This is a genomic window from Anabaena sp. UHCC 0204 (genome assembly GCF_009711975.1).
Taxonomy (GTDB): Bacteria; Cyanobacteriota; Cyanobacteriia; order Cyanobacteriales; family Nostocaceae; genus Dolichospermum.
Genome location: NZ_VIKW01000002.1, coordinates 1 through 22,302, shown reverse-complemented (window position 1 = coordinate 22,302; position 22,302 = coordinate 1). Strand labels below are relative to the sequence as shown.

The window sequence follows — 22,302 nt, the reverse complement described above, 5'->3', positions numbered from 1 at the left end:
AAGATCCTCAATCATTACTGCTCTTATTTTTGGTGCAAATTTATGGCATTTATCGAAGAAATTATTAAGCAATCTATCAATCCATTCGATAATTTTGCGTCCTCTAACTTTTGGAAGGAGACACAAGAAAAAGCACTCACAGTAGAATCTATCCATCAAGAGGCGTTAGTAGAGATAGAAAAAGTTTTAAAACAAGTATCTAATGATCGCATTCCTCGTACTCTTATTCTTGCTGGTGATGCTGGAGTTGGAAAAACTTATTTCTTAGGACGGCTCAAAAAAATATTGAATTCACAGGCATTTTTTGTTTATATTGAACCGTTTGTCGAAAGTCAATATATCTGGCGACACATTTTAAGATATACAGTTGATAGCCTCGTTAAATCTCCTGATGGACAAAAAGATTCACAGTTATTACTATGGCTAAAAAGCTGTTTTTCTAGTATTTCAAATGGGTTAGAAGCTGAAGAAAAAAATTTAATTGAGAAAATAAAGAGGACTGGAGTTAATGACAATGGCTCTTACCTTAGAGAAAGACAGCAGTTTATTGATATTTTGAAAAATAAATTAGGACTGCTAGGGATATACAATGCTCATGAGTTCTTTGGAGTTTTATATCAATTAACTAACCCTAAATTACACTACTTAGCCTGTGAATGGTTAAAAGGTGACAACCTTGATCAAGATAGTTTAAAAAATCTGGGAGTTGGACGTTCAATTGATACTGAAGACGCAGCTAGAAAAATATTAGCAAATTTTAGTAAAATTTCGGCTAAATCTAAACCAATTGTTTGGTGTTTTGATCAACTAGACAATATTGCTAAGTTAGCTAATAACTCTATTGACTTACCGACTTTATTCAGTGCTAATTCTACTATTCATAATGAACAATGGCAAGGAATGTTGGTAATTATCAGTATTATTAATAGTACATGGAATCAAAATAAAAAGCTAATTCCAGATGCTGATTTAGACAGAGTTAATACAAAAATTTCTCTTAAACGCATCACATTGGAACAAGCCAAATCATTGTGGGCAACTCGGCTTTATCCACTACATACTCAAGTAAAATCTCAGCCAAGTTCTGATATTTTCCCATTAACTGAACACTCTCTCAAAGAAGAATTTCCTGGAGGCAAAGTTTTGCCTCGTGAAGTATTGCAACTAGGTAAGGAATTAATTCAAAAATATAAAGGAGGAATAGACAAGATAGACTTAGTTGCAGCATTTAAATTATTATGGTTGTATGAATTTCAGAAAGTTGAGAAAAGAATTACTCACATTAGTCAATGCTCTTCAGTAGAACTCGTGAGAATGTTGAAAGAAACTTTATCAGCTTTGCAAGTGAGAAATATTCAACCAAAACTATTACCTAGCTCTACTTATGCTGAGTATTCATTCAGCTATCAAGTTCCTGATCAAACCGAAAAAATCGGAATCACTTGGACAGAAGAAGCAAATATGACTACATTCTGTTATATAATGAAGGCTTGCCATAAAGTAGTACAACGGAAATTGTGTAATACACTCTACTTAATTAGAGCGCAAAATGTTGGCAATACTGATTTAGTGGGCAACAAAATATTTACTGAAATATTCACAAATTCCGATCATCGTAGAATTCAACCAGATTTAAATTCTGTTCATTACTTGGTAACTTATCATAATCTAGTAAATGCAGCTTGTGCGGGTGAGTTGGTAGTTGATACAAAAATCATCAAATTAGAGGAATTAGAAAGTTTAATTCGCGCATCTGAAATTATGCGAGAATGCTATTTATTACAAGAGTTAGGATTTTTTACTAAAAATCCAGGTCCTGACGATGAAAAGTATAAAAAGATGGTCAAAGAATTCTTGTTTAATTTAGTTCAAACTAATCAAATATTGGGACGAAAATTATTAACGGATAAAGCAGAAGAGAGATTTAATTTTGTGAAAGATTTAAACGTGGAGCTTCTGCTGGAAGAATTATGTCAGGAGAATAAAATTAAAATTATTCCCCCCAATGAGAAACCAGAAAAACAGTCAGTATGTTGGATACCAAATTAATAATTAAGTACAATCAAATATGCTGCCCAATCTGCTAGTTTTTTTCATAAATCCAAAAGTACACGAATGCACTACCTGAGCGAAGCTTCTGAAATTTACCAGCAAATTTCCCAACTATCCCTATCTAAAACCCTATGGATAGATACGGAAATTGCTGATTGGTATACCGATAAACCAAAATTAGCACTAATTCAGGTATTGGCTGATTATACAGATTTAACTGGTGAATCTGCTTACATTTTTGATGTTTTAGATAAACCTGATTTGGCTGTATATTTCATTAACCAAATTATGGTTAATCCGCAAATTGAAAAAGTATTTCATAGTGCGGGTTTTGATTTAAAATATCTGGGCAAAACTCAAGCCCAAAATGTTACCTGTACTTTAAAATTAGCCCAAAAAATTAAACGTAAAGTTTTACAAACTACCAACTTAAAACTAAAAACTTTAGCTACTGAACTCTGCTACTTTTCTAATGTAGATGCAGAAGAAGGAACAAGCGACTGGGGAAAACGTCCTCTGACTCAAAAACAGCTAAACTATGCAGCAATGGATACAGTTTATTTAGCTGCTGTTCATCGTCGCTTACTGGAAATATCCAATCCTGATGCTATCAGTAATATATTTAATATGGTAAATCATAAATCTGAAAACTCTTCTTTAACTCCGACTAAAGTTAGATTAGCTTTTGAATGTCCTCGACTATTTTATCTAAATCATAATTTTAATTATAAAGCAATATTCTTTCCTAAAGATGCCATTACGGGTATTGGTAATGTCTTTCACCAACTAGCAGATGATTTTATTAATTTACTGCTAATTGAACCCAGATTTAAAACTTTATTGAATCCATCTGCAACACAATTAAATGTAGATGAACTAACATCAAAAATTCAACAATTATTCTATCAAATTAAATTCTTTCCTTATTTACAAGATACTATTAGTCAAGATTATAGTAAAGCCCCTGGATTATTACAAGTTTGGCAAGGATTACAAGGATTAATTAAAAACTTTACTGAATTGTTAGTAATCAATCGCCATTATTGTAGTGCAGAAACAGTTATTCAGAATACTTTTATTAGTGAAGAACGCAGTTTAGAATATTACTTTAATTTACCAGATGGTACAAAGCAACTGATAAGAGGTGAATTTGATTGTTTAGTTTTTAACTTTGAACTCAAACGCCTTTGTATGGTGGAGTTTAAAACCTATCAATCTGTAGATCCTTCAGCACAATTAGCTCAAGTTTCTCTCTATAGTTATATGTTATGGAAGAAGAAAAAAGCACCTGTTGATTCTGCTGTTTATTGTGTTTTACCAGAGTTTAAAGAGTACAAATATTCTTGGGAACAGCTAGAAAATACGGTTCATCAATTAATTCCCTACAAATTATTACAAATGCAAGAATGGTTGAGTTGGGAATCTCCCAATTCTAACCCACCACCAGCTACAACTCAACCTCATTTATGTGAAATTTGCCCGCAACAACAAAAGTGTCAGACTTTTTTTAGTGTTGAAGAAAATCCAACACGAAACCTAACCCCCCAACCCCCTTCCCTACCAGGGAAGGGGGAGAATTCAAAGCCTCTCTCCTTGCAGGAGAGAGGTTTGGAGAGAGGTTTTTCAGATACTTTTAAAAGTCAGGAAGATACATCTATTAATGCTGATGAAATAGGGGAAGCTTTGGTTAATACTTTGCAATCTTTTGGTGTTGGTGTTGAATATCAAGGTGCTGCTGTAAGTCCAGCATTTATCCGAGTGAAACTTAAACCAAATCTGGGTATAAGAGTAAATTCACTGCTGAAATTTTCGGCTGATTTACAAGTACAGTTGGGGTTAGAACATCCGCCTTTAATTGCTCCCCAAGCTGGTTATGTGAGTATTGATTTACCACGTACAGATAGGCAAATTGCCAAATTTGAAGATTATATTCAAAAACAATTTTTACCACCAACAGCACCCGTAAAAATTGCCATTGGGGTGAGTATTGATGGTAAGTTGTTAGAGGCTGATTTATCAGATCCGAATACTTGTCATTTTTTGGTTGGGGGAACAACAGGAAGCGGAAAAAGTGAGTTTTTGCGATCGCTCCTTCTCAGTTTACTCTATTGTCATTCTCCCCAACATTTAAAAATTGCCTTAGTTGACCCCAAGCGGGTAACATTTCCCGAATTTGAGCAAATGTCATGGTTATATTCACCAGTTGTCAAAGATAGCGATCGCGCCGTAGAATTGATGCAAGAACTAGTTGCAGAAATGGAATCTCGCTATCAAAAATTTGAAAAAGCTAAATGTGCAGATTTAACTACCTATAATCAACATTCTTCCCAAGCTTTACCGCGTATAGTCTGTATATTTGATGAATATGCCGATTTTATGGCAGAAAAAGAAATTCGCACCGTATTAGAACAAAGTATCAAACGTTTAGGCGCAATGGCAAGAGCCGCTGGCATTCATCTGATTATTTCCACACAACGTCCAGAAGCCAGCATTGTCACCCCAATTATCCGTGCTAATTTACCTGGACGAGTCGCCCTGCGTACCTCCAGCCAAGCAGATTCATGCATTATTCTGGGTGGAAAAGAAACAACAGCAGCTTATTTATTAGGCAAAGGTGATTTAGTTTACCAAGTTGGTTCGCAACTACAACGTCTTCAAAGCTTATTAGCACAAACTATTCAGCTACCGTTAGTTTAGGTGGTTAAAATCGTTTGATACTTTTCCACATCCCCCAAAAGGTTAAATTAATCAAAGTTAAAATTTATTAGATAATATGTACGCTACATGATTGGGAAAGCGTCAGCAGAGGAACTCAAAATGGGATATATAATTGCAACCGCAAACATGAAAGGTGGAGTCGGTAAAACCACCCTCACTGTGAATATAGCTACCTGTTTGGCAAAAAATCACGGTAAAAAGGTACTTGTTTTAGATTTAGATAGTCAAATTAGTGCCACACTGAGTTTAATGTCACCTGTGGATTTTGCCAAACGTCGCAAACAAAGAAAGACATTTAGATATTTGATAGATGAAATTATTAACCCTGAACCTGGGGCAAAATTGACGATTCATGATATTATTCAACCTCAAGTTTGTAATCTTCCCGGATTAAATTTATTACCAGGAGATATAGACTTATATGATGAATTTGTGGTTTCGGAAATGCTACATAATCAATCCGTAGCTTTGGGAGAACAGGATTTTGAAACTATTTGGAATCGCTTTGAAAGAGTCTTAATTAGAGATATTTTAAACCCTGTAAAGGATGAATATGATTTTATTCTTTTAGATTGCGCTCCTGGCTATAATTTAATGACTCGTAGTGCTTTAGCTAGTAGCGATTTCTACATTCTCCCAGCCAAACCAGAACCGTTATCTGTGGTAGGTATTCAACTTTTAGAAAGACGCATTGCCCAATTAAAAGATAGTCATGAACACGAAGCTAAGATAGATATTAAAATGTTGGGAATTGTCTTTAGTATGTCCAGCGCAAATTTACTGAATGGCAGATATTATAAACAGGTAATGCACCGAGTTGTCGAGGATTTTGGAGTAGATAAAATCTGTAAAGCGCAAATACCAGTTGATGTTAATGTAGCTAAAGCTGTTGATAGTTTTATGCCTGTTTCTTTACTGAGTCCAAATACAGCCGGTTCTAAAGCATTTATGCAGTTAACTCAGGAGTTGTTGCAGAAGTTGTAAATTAGGTATTGTGATTTAGATATTTGGTGATCAATAGAGACGCTCCATGGAACGTCTCTATCAGAATCATAAAAGATATAAATAAAATATTCAAAGCCAAAAATACCATCTTATGGTAGACTTCTAAATCTTAGAGTTGGGAAACTTCGGTTTAATTCCGAGACTGTGCCGCAGCTGTAAAGCAATTTGAGATGGGAAATTTAAGATTATTGGGGGTTAGAAATCTCCCAAACAGGACTTAATCCCAAATTCAAAATTGAGTAAGTCAGAATGCCAACTCTAGACTGTTCACTAAGTTCTGTCTCTGCGTCACACAGAGAAGGAGTCATAATTTTGCAAATTCCATTTACTGCTTGCCCAGGTTTATTTTACACCACACCGGCTCAAGATGGTTTTCTTTATCGGTTAAGAATACCAGGGGGAATTATTAATTATCAACAATGTCAGATTATTGCAGATATCGCTGATAATTATGGTAGTGGATATATTGATATTACTAATCGCGCTAACATCCAAATTAGAGAAATCAAACAAACAATAAATATAGAAGTTCTCCAACAATTACAAACATTTAGTTTAGGTTCTAGCAATGCCAATATAGATCATATCCGCAACATTATGACCAGTCCCACAGCGGGTATTGACACAGAAGAATTAATAGATACTCGTCCTTTAGTGAAAGCTTGGGAAGAATATATTACCGCAAATTCTCATCTTTGTGATCTATCGGCAAAATTTAGTGTGTGCTTTGATGGTGGAGGCAAAGTTGCGATAAAATATCAACCCAATGATATTATATTGGCAGCAGAATTAGATCACAGTAATGTCTATTTACGGTTATATCTCAGTTATGGAGAGAAAGGAGAAGCAAGTAAAGACACAGGAATTTTATTAAAACCAGAAGAATCTATCCAAGTTTTAGCAGCATTAGCTGAAACATACCTCAAACACATAGATACTAAAGCCCATCGTAAAGCAAGATTACGAGAAATCATTAATAACATCACAATTGAAAACTATATTCAGCAAGTCAAAGAAAAACTAAGCCCGAATATATTTGATATCAGAAAAAACTCTCTCTGTGACTCTGCGACTTTGCGAGAAAAAAATCATCTTGGCATTCATCCGCAACGCCAAACCGGATTATATTATATCGGTATAGTCGTACCCTTGGGACGATTAGAAAGCTGGCAAATTAGAGGTTTAGCTAATATTGCGAAAAGATATGGTGATGATAATATCCGGTTAACACCTTGGCAAAACCTGTTAGTAACCGATATTCCCCAAAATCAAATTATAGAAGTTGAGCAAAAAATTACCAACTTAGGGTTAAACTTTTCACCAACCGATATCAAAAGTAGCTTAGTAGCTTGTTCCGGGAAACGGGGTTGTGCTGCTGCGGCCACAGAAACCAAAAAAGATGCCTTAAACTTGGCAAAACACCTAGAAAATCTTATGATTCTAGATTCCCCAGTGAATATTCACTTTAGTGGTTGCAGTAAATCTTGCGCTCAACACACTCAAGCTGATATTACCTTATTTGGTGTTACTCTCGAAACTGCAAATGAAACTGTTCCAGCCTATCAAGTTTATGTTTTTGGTCATTTACTCTATGAATATGTAACTTTAGACAAAGTTCCTGCTCTGATTCGACAAATGTTGGAATTGTATCAAAAAGAACGTCTAAGCTTACATGAATCCTTTGGACAATTTATTGATCGTCACAGCCACCAGTTAAACCAATTATTTAGCAAATCCAGCCCAAATTTAACGTTTACAATCTTAAAATCCCATGTTTGATTATATCCGTGATGGTAGCGAAATATATCGTAATTCCTTTGAAATTATTCGGTCAGAGTCCAATCTAGAAGGATTCCCGGAAGATGTATCTAAAGTTGTGGTGAGGATGATTCATGCCTGTGGAATGACGGATATCGTTAACGATTTAGCATATTCATCCACAGCGGTAGAAGCAGGGAAAAAAGCCCTACTTGCCAACGCACCAATTTTGTGTGATTGTCGCATGGTAGCCGAAGGAGTGACCAGAAAAAGATTACCCAAAAATAATAAAGTTCTCTGTACCCTCAATGACCCAGAAGTGCCACAACTAGCTAAAAGACTGAGAAATACAAGATCAGCATCTGCTTTAGAATTATGGCGTTTCCATATAGAGGGGGCGATAGTCGTGATTGGGAATGCACCTACAGCCCTATTTAGGTTATTGGAAATGCTAGACGAAGGAGTACCTAGACCGGCATTAATATTAGGTTTTCCTGTGGGTTTTGTGGGTGCAGCCGAGTCAAAAGCCGCATTGGCCGCAGATAGCCGCAATGTCCCATTTATAACTTTACATGGCAGAAGGGGCGGAAGTGCGATCGCTGCTGCTGCCGTTAACGCCCTAGCCAGTGAGGAAGAATAATGAATAATTCTGGAGGTCGTCTTTATGGAATTGGTGTGGGACCTGGAGACCCTGAACTCATCACCTTAAAAGCCTTGCGTCTCCTCCGTTCTGTCCCAGTTGTCGCTTATCAATCAGCTACAGACAAAGAAAGTATCGCCAGAAAAATTGTTTCTCCTTATCTTGCCGGTGATCAAATTGAGGTACTATTTCATCTTCCTCGCGCCTTAGAACCAGAAAAGGCTAAATCTATCTATGATCAAGAAACACAACCCATCGCTGACCATTTAGCCGCCGGTCGAGATGTGGTTGTTCTCTGCGAGGGAGACCCGTTTTTTTACGGTTCGTTTATGTACCTCTTTACCCGGTTAGCCCAAAAATACAAAACAGAAGTCGTTCCTGGAGTTTCTTCTCTCATGGCTTGTCCTGTTGCTTTGGGTTTACCATTCACCTATTACAATGATGTTCTCACCGTTTTACCCGCACCACTACCTAGAGAGGCTTTAATTAGCCAACTTCTCGCCACTGACGCTGCGGCCATTATGAAACTTGGTCGTCATTTTCCTAAAGTTAGAGATATTCTCCATGAATTAGGACTAGCTTCACGGGCGAGATATATTGAACGCGCCACAACTACGCAACAACGCATATTACCTCTAGATGAAGTTAACCCAGAGGAAGTTCCTTATTTTTCCATGATTGTTATTCCTACTAAAAATGAATTGTGAACTACCGGAAAATTAAGCAGAAATCTCACACTTTTTGAGCTTCAAAAAACATGAAATCCTTATCTATTCAAGTTTTCTGATTTTATTCACCAAGCCCTAATCAGTATTTAAGTTTTCTGAAGTGATGAAGTATCATCAAGATTTCAGAGAAGTTATGATAATGGGACATTGAAGAAAATTATTATTGGTACGGTTAATAAGCAACCTGTAATCTGTGCTGTAAAATATGTTTATTACTCTTGCGATCGCACTAATTTATTATTTACCCTAACCACAAGATCAAGAAATAAGGGTCAAGATATTGCTGCAAGACTCTTTAACATTACTGCTGCCAATAATAGTAACATTGTCACCGCCAATGGTTCAGACAACATTATGATTGATTTTGATAGATACTTGGAAAATTTACCCCAGGAATAAAAACCTAAAACTGATGAAATTTAAGGTTGGGTACGACTCAACCCAAATAATTTTCATTAGTTTTGATTAATCTCGCTTATGCAATAAATCTAGTTCTTCCTCGTCTATACTATGATAACAAATGTATAGAAAAATATCAACAGCAAAGAAAAAAAATCGCGCCCTGATGGAAATGTGAGAAATAAAAGATACATTAAAATTATAGCAAAGACTTACCAATAAACCTCATCCTGTAAATCCTTAAATCCTGGACATCCTGATTCAGACAATATATGAATTATAAATATACTATTCCTACTTTATTTATTCTTACATCCATTAGTCTCGCATCCCCAGCCAGATCCCAAAATTCACTATGTACCAAAGAAATTGATGAAATAGCCCAAAAAATCACCGTTTTGATTGATAGTAAAAATAGTGGTTCGGGAACTATCATCAAACGTGATGGTAATACCTATACAGTCCTGACCTCCTTTCATAATGTCAGTGATAAAAGTTTAAAATATACCCTGATAACTGCCGATGGACAACGTTATTCAATTAATGTAAGCAGTCTGCAACCCTTGGGGGCAAATATAGATTTAACAGTGGTGCAGTTTAATAGTAACAAGAGTTATCAAGTAGCGAAAATAGGTAATTCTGATAGTGCTAAACGTCTGGATAATGTCTATACGGCTGGTTTTCCTGCCAAAACAGGTGGGATTAATACTTTTTTGTATGAATGTCGAAATGGACAAATTAACGCTAATGCTACTCAAGCTACTATAGATGGTGGATATAATTTACTTTATACTAATAAAATCTTAAAGGGGATGAGTGGAGGTCCTACACTAAATCAACAAGGTGAGTTGATTGGCATTAATGGATTGATAGATATAAATAAAGAAAAAAATACAGATAGATATGCTTCTGTTCCTATTAATACTTATCTACGAATTGCGTCGGGTGTGGGTACACCTATAAAGCCCCAGGGTGGGGGGTTAAAGGCTGATGATTATTTTGCTTTGGCTGCTGATAAGTATGCTAAAGGTGATTATAAAGGGGCAATTATAGCTCTTGAGGAAGCTATTAAGATTAATCCTAACGATGCCCTAGCCTACTACAACCGGGGAGTTGTCCGTTCTGCTTTAGGAGATAAGCAAGCAGCAATAACAGATTACAATCAAGCTATTAAGATTAATCCTAATGATGCCGATGCCTACTACAACCGGGGAAATGTCCGTTCTGCTTTAGGAGATAAGCAAGCAGCAATAACAGATTACAGCCAAGCTATTAAGATTAATCCTAACTATGCCTATGCCTACTACAACCGGGGAAATGCCCGTTCTGCTTTAGGAGATAAGCAAGCAGCAATCGCAGATTACAACCAAGCTATTAAGATTAATCCTAACTATGCCATAGCCTACATCAGCCGGGGAAATGCTCGTTCTGATTTAGGAGATAAGCAAGCAGCAATAACAGATTACAACCAAGCTATTAAGATTAATCCTAATGATGCCTATGCTTATCATGGAAGGGGAAATGCTTATGCTGCTTTAGGTGATAAATTTAAAGCAATATCTGACTTTCAACAAGCTGTGAGACTATATCAGCAGCAAGGAGGTAATGAAAAATGGTTGAAAATCGCCCAAGATAGAATTAGAGAATTACAACAATAGTATTTTTGTCAGAATCAGGATAACCAGGATTAAAGGATTTTCAGGATGTTTAATTGTGGTTAGTTGGATGAGATTTGGGAAATTTTTGATAAATTTTATTGTTCTACGATTTTGTCAATCCTGAAACTGACTCTATATACCGATATTCTCAAGGGTGAAAATTGTCAAGAAGGTTTAAAAAAATTAACATAATAAAATCCTGTAAATCCTTGATTATTAGGTTTTAAATCTCGATGAATTACACCTTCACTATGAATATAAGCTAATACTTCTAAAATTGCTATCAACAATTTAATAACTATATCTTCAATTAGAGGAGTACCAAAAGTAATTTTTTCAGTAATATCATGTCCTTCAATAAATTCTTGAACTGGAAGTTTCTGAAAATATTGTTAATTATCAAACACTGAGAATATTGTGTTAGATAAATGATTAAAAAACATCAGTATCTATGAATTATACTAAAAATCATTGTCAATTTCTGAAAATTATGGTGATAATCTTGATTCATTAGCAAATATGGCTGATTATTTTTTCCTTATTTCCTATCACCTTTATGAACACAAAATTAGCCCCTGCGGTTGTAGTATTGAGTCAAAATAGCGTTATCGTGGGGCGAAAAATCACCAATTGCTTACCAGGTGCGAAACTATATGGTTTAGTTAATCGGACTGATGATGTTGATATTAGCTTTATAAACTTTGGCGAAACCTTGCGGGAATTATTCGCCGCTGGGACACCAATAATTGGGATTTGTGCGGCTGGTATTCTCATTAGAACAATTGCACCTTTGCTAATGGATAAAGGGCAAGAACCGCCCATTTTAGCTGTAGCTGAAGATGGTAGTGCTGTTGTACCGCTTTTGGGTGGATTAAGTGGCGTAAATGATTTAGCGCGTCATATTGGCGAAGCCCTAAATACAAAACCAGCAATTACCACCACAGGAGATATCCGCTTTCATACCGCTTTGTTATCTCCTCCGCCTGGATATCATTTAGCTAACCCAGAACATGGGAAAAAATTCATTGCTGATTTATTAGCTGGGAGAAAAGTCAAGTTAGAGGGAATAGCGCCTTGGTTGAGTGAGAGTAATTTACCTATTGATGAAAATGGCGAGTTAACTATTCAAATTACCGAGAATTTAGGTAATTATGACTCTAATTGTTTAGTTTATCATCCTGCGAAAATAGCAATTTCCCTCACTCACCCAGAACCAAACACAATTACCCAAATTCAGCAAATCCTCGCAGAATCTAATTTAGCAGCTAAAGCCGTAGCGGGAATATTTGCACCTCTTCACTTAGCTAATAATTCCCAACTTCAAGCTATAGCTAAGGCTTTAGGAGTTCCTACCCGCTTCTTTCCAGAAAATCAATTAACAGAATTGATCTTAGCGGTTACAGGTGCAGATGCTCAAATTATCTCATCTCCATCTTCCTCTATTGCCGTTGCCATTTCCACTCAAATTATTAACCCTGCGACTAGAGGACAAGCCCAGGGAAAATTAGCTATTATTGGTACGGGTCCAGGTGCGTCAAAATGGATGTCACCGCAAGTAAAGGAAATTTTGGCAGCAGCAACGGATTTAGTAGGTTATAAAACATACATTAATTTAATTGGTTCTCTCGCCGATGGTAAGCGCGTCCATGAATCAGATAATCGAGTAGAAGCTGAAAGGGCATATCAGGCGCTAGAGTTAGCCGCAACTGGCAAATATGTAGCAGTTGTATCTTCAGGCGACCCTGGTATTTACGCAATGGCGGCGGCGGTTTTTGAGGTATTAGAGCAATATCATAAACCAGAATGGCAAACAATTGATATTCAAGTTGCCCCTGGTATTTCCGCCATGCAAGCCGCCGCAGCCACTATTGGTGCGCCTTTAGGGCATGATTTCTGTGTGATTTCCCTATCGGACATTTTGAAGCCTTGGGAAATCATCGCTCAACGGATTACTGCTGCGGCTACCAGTGATTTAGCGATCGCTCTCTATAATCCTGTATCAAAAGAACGCACTTGGCAACTAGCTGCTGCAAAAAAGATTTTACTAGAACACCGCAAACCCCATACTCCAGTCATTCTAGGACGAAATTTAGGGAGAAAGGGAGAACAAGTCAAGGTTATTACCCTAGAAGAGTTAGAACCGACATTAGCAGATATGCGAACTGTGATTATTATCGGTTCTTCCCACACGCGACAAATCCAGCACGGTGAGAATAAGGTTTGGGTTTATACTTCTCGCCGATATAACTCTCAGGAATGATGTTTTTTATATTAATAATAATATCCTTTAAACTTGGGAAATTTGCATTTGATATCCAGATATAATTCACTTAATTATGTCTAGTTTATATCTGGGAAAGACTTGATTTTTTTATGATCATCATCAACAATAAAAGCATCATGTTCCAGACATGATTGTAGCCAATAAAAGTGACAGAAGCCCTGAAGTGTCCGCGCAAGCGGACATTTTACTTACTTATTTATAATCAATTTTCATAAAAGAAAGGGTAGGAAAACCCACCCATAAATATGTATCTATCTCAATACTTGTCGGTTAAGCTAAAAACATTCAATCAGGTATTAGGAAACCCAACATTTATGGATTTTTGTTGGGTTTCACTTCGTTCTACCCAACCTACAAATATTCTTAACTGGAGAATATTGGTATCTATTCAATCAGGTAGGTTGGGTTGATATTAGGAAACCCAACATTTACCGATTTTTGTTGGGTTTCACTTCGTTCTACCCAACCTACAAAACTCTTAACCGAATAGTATTAGTATCTATCCTATGGTTTTTTAAGTTGGTGTAATCTTGATTTTGCAAACCTGTAATAGCAAGTTGTCAAAATATTAATAACTACCAGCCCAAGTTATCCATGTATGGGATAAACCTATATGCAAAATTTCTCCTGTGATTTCATCTTCAGTAATAATTGCTGTTGTTAAATCAACACCGATAAATTCTGCTTCATTGATATTGCTATCAATTAAATTAGCTTTATGGAGATTAGCACCTCTAAAGTCAGCACCACTCATTTCTGCTTGACTGAGATTTGCACCGGCTAAGTTTGCTAAAGTTAAATTTGCAGTTCGCAAATCAGCACGACTCAAGTTAGTTTTCTTCAGGTTGACTTTAATTAAATCAGCACCAATTAAATTTACTTCACTTAAGTTTGCATTTTGTAAATTTGCTCTACTTAAATCAGCATTAGTTAAATTTGCTCTATTGAAATTACAACCAGCTAAATTGGCTTGACTGAGATCCGCACCGCTTAAATCTGCTGCTTCTAAATTACTTCCTCGCAAATCAACATGATTTAACTTAGCTTTGTGCAGATTTGCACCCTGAAAATTCCTTTCTCCCGATTTATATAATTTCAGGAGTTGTTTAGTATCCATATCTCTACCTCATGATGTCTACAGGTGAGTTATTTCACTTCCCAAGCCACACCAAAGACAATTGATCAAGTTTTTAGCTAAAAACTGTATTTCCATTATACAAGTATTAAGAAACTAATTAAAAAAACGTTACAATCAAGTTAGCTTCTAAGCAAAATATAGCCATCATTCCCTCAAAAATACTTTTATGACAGCTAATTTAATCTCTAACACTACCACTGACTTTATCAACCTTTTATCTCATACTGCGACTGCGTATCGAGAAGGAAGTCAACTTCCTGCGGCTGAAGTAGTAGTTAATGCGTTGTTAGCAGCGGAAAAAACCGCCAAGTTGCAAAAACTAAATTATCCCTTTGAATCTCTGGGTGGTAAATGGCGACTTTGTTTTGCTACTGGTACTAAAAAAGTCAGAAACCGGGGAGGAATTATTATAGGTAAGGGTAGGTATGTCCCAAAATTCATAAAAATTCATCTTGGCTTTAGTACCAGAGAAGAACAGGCTTTAGGAAAAGGGGAAATTATGAATCAAGTCCAACTGGGCGCGATTTTATTTAAACTCACCGGACCATTCAAATATTTAGGAAAAAAGAATTTATTAGCTTTTGATTTTACCCAAATACAAATTAGTTTATTTAACTGGATGTTTGTGAATAAAGCGATTTTTTCAGGTAAAGATAAAGACAGCAATTTTGATGCTCAACCTATAGCTAAATTACCTTTTTTCGCGTTCTTTTTAGTTACCGAAGATTTGATTGCGGCGCGTGGACGTGGTGGTGGTTTAGCACTTTGGATTAAAGACAATTAATCATTTTGGTAATAACACAAGTTGCTAGTTATCTAGTGGAGGCTGGTACTTCGACTATGGCTTCGCCACGCAGGCTATCGCTCAGTAACCAATTGGTGATTGGTGATAAAATTCCAGTTTTCATCCTGTATATCCTTAAATCCTGGACATAGTGATTCTGACAATTGATCTAATTAGCAACTTACGTGAATATAGAAATACTAAAAAATATGTAACCACACAAGTGATTCATAAGCCCATATCCTATATCTCTTCTTCCTCTACCTCTGTGATCTCTGCGCCTCTGCGGTATGGCTAACGCCACGCTTCGCTATCGTTAAAATATTATTTCCATAACCCACTCACTTTAATTCAAAATTTCCACAAGTGCTTTTTCAATTTCTTGACTGACTAATTTATTACCTAACGAATTAACATGAATATGGTCTTGATAAAGACCTTTGGGATTAGAATGGGCTTGGAAAATTGGCAGAAAATCTATATAAGTAATTTTATTGACTTTGAGAAAATCACTCAATCGCTGACGAGCTTGAACTTCATAATCACGAGAACCCGATTCACCAATTTCTCTTAATAGGGGAGTCATAGCCACAATTAATTGACAATTGTTATTTTGAGTTAAAGTTTTAATATTAGCAATTGCTTCCAGAACAATCCCAACTCTATCCCCTGGTTCATTATTTAAAGCTTGGATTTCGGGAATTGGCTTTTGCTTGATAGCATAGCGTTGTAATACTTCTATAATTGCCAAAGGTGGTTTATGATCTGGATAATTGCGATCGCGTCCTACAGGTAAAGAAGTAGGTACAGTACCAAATAAATCATCAGTATTAATTAGTAATACCACCACCTTGGCGTTAAAAGTCCCAAACTTTTGTAAATAGGCTAATTCATTGCGGGGACTCCAGGAATTAGCAGAAGCATTTAAGACTTCAACCTGTTGAGTATGACTAGTAAATCCCAAAGAATTCATCAGCAAACTAGAAATAGTCTTTTCCTGATCTGTCCACCAACCACCATTAGCGATAGAATCTCCTAAAAGGAGAATTCGCAAAGTTGAAGGTGATGGTATTTTTGGGATAGTTGGACTCCGCATCGAATACTGATTAATTTCAATGCGATTTCCAAACCTTTTAGTCCGTTGATTCGGTGCTAATAAATAGCCAATTTGCTCATCCTTGATATAAATTAAAGGATTACCAAAACCAAACAGCGATCGCAATCCTAACTCCATTGCTACCAATAAACCCACTACCACAGCCAAAATAATGATGATGATTTCTTTCACCTGTCAACATCTCCAAACTGCCACAGTATTAAATTACACTAATCTGCCCAACTGTTGAAGACAGAGTAAGTAGAGGCGAAGAATGATCTTGATTCCCCCTTGCCTCCAGGAAATCATAATAAGAATTTAACACCATTTGCCGATAGAAAGATTAAAATCAGAACGGACAGATTAGCCCTGTAATCAAGGAGGCTTAGAAAACAATGTCCGATTTAAATCGCGGAATCATGAAATTTGAAGGTGCAGATTCACCTAAACTCGTCACCATCTCTACTGTTGTCCTGTTAGGATCAATTGCTGCTCTTATTCTTTGGGCGCTTACTGCTGCTTATGCACTAGGCTAGATTTCTTGCATAAAAATTTGTCAGTGGTTGGTGGTTTATAACTACTGACCACTGATTATTGATCACTGGTTTAATAATAATAATGATTAATTTTTTAGGTATCTTAATTATTTTAATTTTTTGTCCACTTTTAGGGGCAATACCGCTAATTTCCTGGATTACTTATGCCCTAAGTGGTAAGCAATTAGCGAATATCGGGACAGGAAACATTAGCGTTTCAGCCGCCTTTTATCACGGCGGTAAGTTAGCAGGAAGTATCTGTGTAGTTTCCGAAGCACTCAAGGGAATTGCGGTAGTAACACTAGCCCAGTATTGTTTTCCTTTACAACCATTTTGGGAAATAATAGCTTTAATAGCCTTAGTCATAGGTAGATACGCCGCTACAAAAGGCGCAGGGACGACAAACGTCGCTTGGGGATTTTTGGCACATGATCCCCTCGTCACCGCCTTTGTCAGCTTACTAGCGGGCATTGGCTTTCTGATTACGCGCTCCAAAGAAACAATTAAATTAGGGATATTAGTCATATTTCCTCTACTGGTGGGTATTATTCATTCCCAGGATTTACCCAGAATCATCGCTGCTTTTGCCTTAGCGGGGTTACTTTATTGGATTTATAACCAAATCCCCGATGATCTCAACCTCTCAGTTGAAGAAGCAAATCCAGAATCCCAACAGGTGATCCAATATTTAAAGAATGAGAATAGGATCATCACCCTAGATGATGAATTAGATGGGGGAGTAGTAGGAGCTAAATCCGCGACATTATCACAAATTAAACGTTGGGGTTATGCAGTTCCTAAAGGTTGGGTATTAACTCCTGATGATGATCCCAGCGATCTGATTGAATTTCTGCAACCATCTCCACTTTCACCGTTAATAGTGCGATCTTCCGCCATTGGGGAAGACTCAGAACAAGCATCAGCCGCGGGACAGTATGAAACAATTTTAAACGTTACTACTAAAGAAGAACTCCGACAAGCGATCGCTCAAGTCCAAGCCTCCTACAATCATCCCAACGCCATCGAATATCGCCGCCATAGCAGTTCAGCAGAAGCCGCAATGGGGGTACTCATTCAACAACAAATCCAAAGCGTATTCTCCGGCGTAGCGTTTAGTCGAGATCCCATTTCCCAACAAGGTGAAGCTGTAGTTATCGAAGCCGTGGCCGGGAGTCCCACCCAAATCGTATCGGGAAAAGTCACACCAGAAGAATATCAAGTTGTGATTGCTGGGGATGAAAAATTATCATGTCTTCAATTTCAAGGAAATGGCAAAATCCCGCAATCATTAATTAAGCAAGTTGCATACCTAGCCCGTCGCTTAGAAAGGCGTTATCTTGGCATTCCCCAAGATATTGAATGGAGTTATGATGGTCAAAATCTCTGGGTATTACAAGCAAGACCCATCACCACGCTGTTACCATTATGGACAAGAAAAATCGCTGCTGAGGTAATTCCTGGAGTTATTCATCCCTTAACTTGGTCTGTTAATTCCCCTTTAACCTGTGGTGTGTGGGGAGAAATTTTTAGTATCGTGTTAGGCGATCGCGCTAATGGCTTAGATTTTGCCAAAACAGCAACACTGCATTACTCTAGAGCCTACTTTAACGCTTCCTTGTTAGGAGAAATATTTTTGGGAATGGGATTACCCCCAGAAAGTCTGGACTTTTTAACTAGAGGTGCAAGCATGAGTAAACCCCCTCTAGATTCCACATTAGCCAATTTACCAGGACTGACAAAGTTACTCAAGCGAGAAATTGATTTAGAAAAAGACTTTAAATGGGATTATCGTCAAGTCTTCATTCCCGGATTAACCCAATTATCCAACGTCGTCATTACTGAATTATCACTAGATCAGTTATTAACCAGAATAGATTTAATTCTCGATTTATTACATCGGGGTACTTATTACAGCATTTTAGCCCCCTTGAGTGCCGCTATCCGTCAATCAGTATTGGGGATGAAAGAAGAACAAATTGATAACAGTGTCACCCCAGAGGTAGCATCATTAAGAGCTATGACTCTACTGGCTGCTGATGCTAGACAAATATTAGATGATATTGACTATCAGCGTGAACCAGAACAAATATTCAAGAAATTGGCAACAACTCCCGAAGGGGAAAGAATTTTGTATGAAATTGAAGAACTGATTCAGGATTATGGTTATTTGAGTGAAGTTGGTACAGATATTTCCGTTCCCACTTGGCGAGAAAATCCCCAAATAGTTAAACAATTGTTTGTCCAGTTATTGAAAACCAGTGAACTGCAAAAATCAGATGATTCCCGTTCCCAACAGGCCAATTTAGTCCAAAGAAGAGTTGATCTCAAAGGCAGAGTGACAGAAGTTTATTCCCGATTGTTAGCCGAATTGCGCTGGACATTTTTAGCTTTAGAACAAATTTGGCTTGAGTCTAGAGTGTTACTCAAAGCAGGAGATATTTTCTTTTTAGAGTTAGATGAAATTCGCCAGTTAGTCATCAATCCAGACGTGGTTTTTCAGCATCACTTATTAGAATTAGTAGAAAATAGGCGATCGCAATTTCTCCAAGATAGTCAGATTCCCCAAATTCCCCCCGTCGTTTACGGACATAACCCACCTCCCCCCATTGCCCCCGTTATTGATACCTCTGACAACATCCTATTAGGAATTCCTGCCAGTCAAGGACAAATCCAAGGACGGGTAAAAGTATTACGCACCTTGGAAGACGCACATGATATTGATAAAAATACTATCCTTGTAGTTCCTTACACTGATTCCGGTTGGGCCCCGGTTCTAGTTCAAGCCGGGGGGTTAATTGCCGAAGCTGGTGGTAAACTTTCTCACGGGGCAATTATCGCCCGTGAATACGGTATCCCTGCCGTCATGGATGTGCGTGGGGCGACATATCTGCTTCAAGATGGGCAGGAAGTCCGCATTGATGGCTATAAGGGGACTGTAGAAATACAATAGAAATCTCCAGAAACCCTTCTAATTCTGTCATTAAAGAGCGATCGCAATCCATTAAACTCTACCCCGTATCTCGTTCCTGGTCAGAGACTAGGAATGTAGTTTATGATGCTCTGCCTCTATCTTAATCTTACTTAGATTCTTTTTCGGAGATATCGAGAAAAAATTCGCAATTAAAAGTTAAAATTTAGTGATATTTGAATTTCTGTCATATTATCGCTGAAATGGAAATAAATTCAGTAATTAGTGCGATCGCTAAAATTGCTCCTGTAACTGCTACCCTGGCTATCAAGCAAGCACAACGGAATGAAACTGTAATTAAAAATATCTTAATAGAATTAAGGCTTGATCCGATTCAACCGCCAAATGATACTATTAGCGTTTACGTCTATGCTTTAATAGAATATGGAGTATATAAGCCTGAGCCACTACTGAAACTTTTTAGAGAAAAAGAAATTCAAAAAGCTTTCTGGAAAGATTTTAATGCCGATCATCCCTTAATTTTTACTCCAGAAATAGAACATTTTCTAGATTGGAATACTTTGGGAGATGAAATAAGAGAATTAGAAAATATTAATATTCGTCAAGAATTTGAAGAATTTTATCAAGTTTTTGTCAGCGTAGCTAGACGCACGAGAACACCTTCGGAAGTTTTACGTGATCGCTATTTAAAGAACTTGGAAAATTCAGACAATCAAAGATATGATTATCCACCAGAATTTCAATCACTAATCATCGAAAAAATCAAATCATTCTGCGGTCGCAAATTTGTATTTGCTGCCTTTGAAAACTTCATCAACACCAATAAAAAAGGCTATTTTACAGTTATCGGTGATGCGGGAATGGGCAAAAGTACCATCGCTGCAAAATACGTTTTTGAACATAAAACAATTTGTTATTTCAACAACTTACAAGAAAATCATAATAGTCCTGAATTATTTCTGGAAAGTATTCGTCAACAACTGATTCACCGCTATCAATTAACAAATGTTAACAAGGATGATTTATCAACATTACTGGTAAAAGCAACTGAAAAAATAACCACCAATGAAAAATTAATCATTATCGTTGATGCACTGGATGAAGTCAAACAAGAACCAGGAGGAGAAAATATTTTATATTTACCGAAAACTCTACCAAATCATGTTTATTTCTTCCTGACTAGACGACGTTATGAACCAAATAAAGAACGACTCTATACTGAAGGATTGAAAAAAGAATCTTTAGATTTAACTGATAGTAAATATGACCAAGAAAATCAGCATGATATTCAAGAATATATTCGCTTCTGTTTAAAAAATGATCCAGAACACAAAGACGGATTACAAACTTGGATAGAAACCAAACATATCACTCCCGACGCTTTTGTAAATCAGTTAGCAACCAAAAGCGACAATAATTTTATGTACCTGCGCTATGTTTTACCAGCTATCGCAGAGGGTAAATATAATGATTTGAATTTAACCCAATTACCCCAAGGTTTACAGAATTATTATCAAACTCATTGGGAACGGATGAAAATGAATGATTCATCTAAAAAAATCAAAGTAATGATTCTGTTTATTTTAGTGGAAATTGGTACACCAATATCCAGTGAGATGATGTTTGATATCGTTAATGAAGATGAATGTGATGTGGATGATATTTTAAATGAATGGATTGAATATTTGAAACCGCAAACCATAGACGAAGATATTTGTTACAGCATCTATCATGCTAGTTTCTTAGATTTCTTGAAAGCGAAAAGAGAATTGAAACCAACCCGCAACTTATTTAAAGAAGTAAATCAGCACATTGTTGATTATTGGGAGAGGATACAAGGATGATCATAAAATCTTAGAATTTCCGTAGGTTGGGTTAAGCGAAGCGCAACCCAACAAAACAAAGTGTAGCGCAGCAATCGCAAAGACTTGAAGATTGCTTATTGATTCAAAAGGAAAAATTGAGATGGTAGTTAGCGAAGCACAAGCACACACCCAATTTAATGTTGGGTTTCCTGACCTCAACCCAACCTACAGATATTAATTTTTATTAAAAATCTTATGTCAACAATTACCAAAAAATCATCATCAAAAAAATCCTATTCCCAAAAAGCTTATTTGGGTAGATATCCTTATAATTTGGTAAACTCCGATAATTTAACCAAATATTTCCAAACCCTCACAGATTATCAATTCATATCTAACAAAATCAATCATCCTGACTTTGGTATCCAAGCATTAATTGAAGATTATGATTTATTAGATGATACCCAAACCGCAACCCACCCAGACCAAACCAAAACCTTAAAATATATTCAAAGTGCTTTGCGACTGTCTGCACATATTGTCACCCAGGATAAACAACAATTAGTAAGTCAATTATGGGGAAGGTTACAAACCATCAACACCCCAGCAATGCAAACCCTATTAACCCAAGCACAAAAAACTCACCCTCACCCTTGGTTGCGTCCCCTCACCCCCAGTCTCACCCAAGCAGGAGGAAGGTTACTCCGCACCCTCTCAGGTCATAATCATTGGGTACAAGCAGTAGCAGTGACAGCAGACGAAAAACTAGTGA

At 36.9% G+C, this 22,302-nt stretch carries 15 protein-coding genes, 2 pseudogenes and 1 riboswitch; of the genes and pseudogenes, 14 read left to right on the top strand and 3 right to left on the bottom strand.

What is annotated here, in order from left to right:
• Positions 1 to 42: 42 nt before the first annotated feature.
• The 8 genes and pseudogenes from FJR04_RS01635 to FJR04_RS01600 all read left to right on the top strand — a co-directional run bounded on the left by FJR04_RS01635 (position 43) and on the right by FJR04_RS01600 (position 10,958).
• Positions 43 to 2,049 carry an ATP-binding protein gene (locus tag FJR04_RS01635; RefSeq protein ID WP_168491209.1) on the top strand — a complete coding sequence of 669 codons (2,007 nt, stop codon included), beginning with the start codon at positions 43 to 45 and terminating at the stop codon, positions 2,047 to 2,049.
• Between the two features lie 66 nt (positions 2,050 to 2,115).
• Entirely contained in the window at positions 2,116 to 4,749 is a 2,634-nt protein-coding gene (locus FJR04_RS01630; RefSeq protein ID WP_168491207.1) for a DNA translocase FtsK, read from the top strand.
• Between the two features lie 120 nt (positions 4,750 to 4,869).
• Positions 4,870 to 5,754, top strand: a complete 885-nt coding sequence (locus FJR04_RS01625) for a ParA family protein (RefSeq protein ID WP_168491206.1) — start codon at positions 4,870 to 4,872, stop codon at positions 5,752 to 5,754.
• Between the two features lie 96 nt (positions 5,755 to 5,850).
• Positions 5,851 to 6,051, top strand: a riboswitch (cobalamin riboswitch).
• A 36-nt stretch (positions 6,052 to 6,087) separates the two neighbouring features.
• A complete protein-coding gene (gene cobG, locus FJR04_RS01620) occupies positions 6,088 to 7,554 on the top strand; it encodes a precorrin-3B synthase (RefSeq protein ID WP_254445181.1) in 1,467 nt (488 codons plus the stop codon).
• The gene (locus tag FJR04_RS01615; protein WP_168491203.1) at positions 7,547 to 8,173 is read left to right on the top strand and encodes a precorrin-8X methylmutase; all 627 of its coding nucleotides are present in this window, start codon (positions 7,547 to 7,549) and stop codon (positions 8,171 to 8,173) included. The genes cobG and FJR04_RS01615 overlap by 8 nt, the downstream gene beginning before the upstream one ends.
• On the top strand, positions 8,173 to 8,880 hold the full coding sequence (locus FJR04_RS01610) for a precorrin-2 C(20)-methyltransferase (RefSeq protein WP_168491201.1): 708 nt from the start codon (positions 8,173 to 8,175) through the stop codon (positions 8,878 to 8,880). The genes FJR04_RS01615 and FJR04_RS01610 overlap by 1 nt, the downstream gene beginning before the upstream one ends.
• Positions 8,881 to 9,018: 138 nt before the next feature.
• Positions 9,019 to 9,300 (top strand): annotated as a pseudogene (locus FJR04_RS01605) (COP23 domain-containing protein); the annotation flags it as partial.
• A 272-nt stretch (positions 9,301 to 9,572) separates the two neighbouring features.
• Entirely contained in the window at positions 9,573 to 10,958 is a 1,386-nt protein-coding gene (locus FJR04_RS01600) for a tetratricopeptide repeat-containing serine protease family protein (protein ID WP_168491199.1), read from the top strand.
• A 164-nt stretch (positions 10,959 to 11,122) separates the two neighbouring features.
• Here the strand turns inward: FJR04_RS01600 and FJR04_RS01595 are convergent, their stop codons facing one another.
• Positions 11,123 to 11,317 (bottom strand): hypothetical protein, encoded by a 195-nt coding sequence (locus tag FJR04_RS01595; protein ID WP_168491646.1) that lies wholly within the window; start codon positions 11,315 to 11,317, stop codon positions 11,123 to 11,125.
• 197 nt (positions 11,318 to 11,514) lie between these two features.
• Here FJR04_RS01595 and cobJ point away from each other — a divergent pair, with 197 nt between their 5' ends.
• Positions 11,515 to 13,218 (top strand): precorrin-3B C(17)-methyltransferase, encoded by a 1,704-nt coding sequence (gene cobJ, locus FJR04_RS01590; protein WP_168491198.1) that lies wholly within the window; start codon positions 11,515 to 11,517, stop codon positions 13,216 to 13,218.
• A gap of 592 nt (positions 13,219 to 13,810) precedes the next feature.
• On the opposite strand, the gene FJR04_RS01585 is transcribed toward cobJ, so the two are convergent.
• Complete coding sequence (locus FJR04_RS01585; RefSeq protein ID WP_168491196.1) at positions 13,811 to 14,359, bottom strand: pentapeptide repeat-containing protein; 549 nt, start codon at positions 14,357 to 14,359, stop codon at positions 13,811 to 13,813.
• 187 nt (positions 14,360 to 14,546) lie between these two features.
• Between FJR04_RS01585 and FJR04_RS01580 the strand changes: the two genes are divergently transcribed.
• Complete coding sequence (locus FJR04_RS01580) at positions 14,547 to 15,164, top strand: hypothetical protein (protein ID WP_168491195.1); 618 nt, start codon at positions 14,547 to 14,549, stop codon at positions 15,162 to 15,164.
• A 346-nt stretch (positions 15,165 to 15,510) separates the two neighbouring features.
• Here FJR04_RS01580 and FJR04_RS01575 read toward each other — a convergent pair whose 3' ends face one another.
• Positions 15,511 to 16,452 (bottom strand): SGNH/GDSL hydrolase family protein, encoded by a 942-nt coding sequence (locus FJR04_RS01575; RefSeq protein ID WP_168491193.1) that lies wholly within the window; start codon positions 16,450 to 16,452, stop codon positions 15,511 to 15,513.
• A 203-nt stretch (positions 16,453 to 16,655) separates the two neighbouring features.
• Between FJR04_RS01575 and FJR04_RS01570 the strand changes: the two genes are divergently transcribed.
• From FJR04_RS01570 to FJR04_RS01555, 4 genes and pseudogenes are all read left to right on the top strand, one after another.
• A complete protein-coding gene (locus FJR04_RS01570) occupies positions 16,656 to 16,796 on the top strand; it encodes a hypothetical protein (RefSeq protein WP_168491192.1) in 141 nt (46 codons plus the stop codon).
• An 82-nt stretch (positions 16,797 to 16,878) separates the two neighbouring features.
• Positions 16,879 to 19,746 (top strand): glycerol-3-phosphate acyltransferase, encoded by a 2,868-nt coding sequence (locus FJR04_RS01565; protein WP_168491190.1) that lies wholly within the window; start codon positions 16,879 to 16,881, stop codon positions 19,744 to 19,746.
• A 221-nt stretch (positions 19,747 to 19,967) separates the two neighbouring features.
• Entirely contained in the window at positions 19,968 to 21,569 is a 1,602-nt protein-coding gene (locus FJR04_RS01560; protein ID WP_168491188.1) for an NACHT domain protein, read from the top strand.
• 216 nt (positions 21,570 to 21,785) lie between these two features.
• Positions 21,786 to 22,302 (top strand): annotated as a pseudogene (locus FJR04_RS01555) (hypothetical protein); the annotation flags it as partial.

Coding starts and splice junctions, on each gene's coding strand:
- FJR04_RS01560 (WP_168491188.1), top strand. CDS start 19,968: ATGGAAATAAATTCAGTAATTAGTGCGATCGCTAAAATTGCTCCTGTA.
- FJR04_RS01570 (WP_168491192.1), top strand. CDS start 16,656: ATGTCCGATTTAAATCGCGGAATCATGAAATTTGAAGGTGCAGATTCA.
- FJR04_RS01635 (WP_168491209.1), top strand. CDS start 43: ATGGCATTTATCGAAGAAATTATTAAGCAATCTATCAATCCATTCGAT.
- cobJ (WP_168491198.1), top strand. CDS start 11,515: ATGAACACAAAATTAGCCCCTGCGGTTGTAGTATTGAGTCAAAATAGC.
- FJR04_RS01580 (WP_168491195.1), top strand. CDS start 14,547: ATGACAGCTAATTTAATCTCTAACACTACCACTGACTTTATCAACCTT.
- FJR04_RS01625 (WP_168491206.1), top strand. CDS start 4,870: ATGGGATATATAATTGCAACCGCAAACATGAAAGGTGGAGTCGGTAAA.
- FJR04_RS01565 (WP_168491190.1), top strand. CDS start 16,879: ATGATTAATTTTTTAGGTATCTTAATTATTTTAATTTTTTGTCCACTT.
- FJR04_RS01600 (WP_168491199.1), top strand. CDS start 9,573: ATGAATTATAAATATACTATTCCTACTTTATTTATTCTTACATCCATT.
- FJR04_RS01585 (WP_168491196.1), bottom strand. CDS start 14,359: ATGGATACTAAACAACTCCTGAAATTATATAAATCGGGAGAAAGGAAT.
- FJR04_RS01630 (WP_168491207.1), top strand. CDS start 2,116: ATGCACTACCTGAGCGAAGCTTCTGAAATTTACCAGCAAATTTCCCAA.
- FJR04_RS01615 (WP_168491203.1), top strand. CDS start 7,547: ATGTTTGATTATATCCGTGATGGTAGCGAAATATATCGTAATTCCTTT.
- FJR04_RS01610 (WP_168491201.1), top strand. CDS start 8,173: ATGAATAATTCTGGAGGTCGTCTTTATGGAATTGGTGTGGGACCTGGA.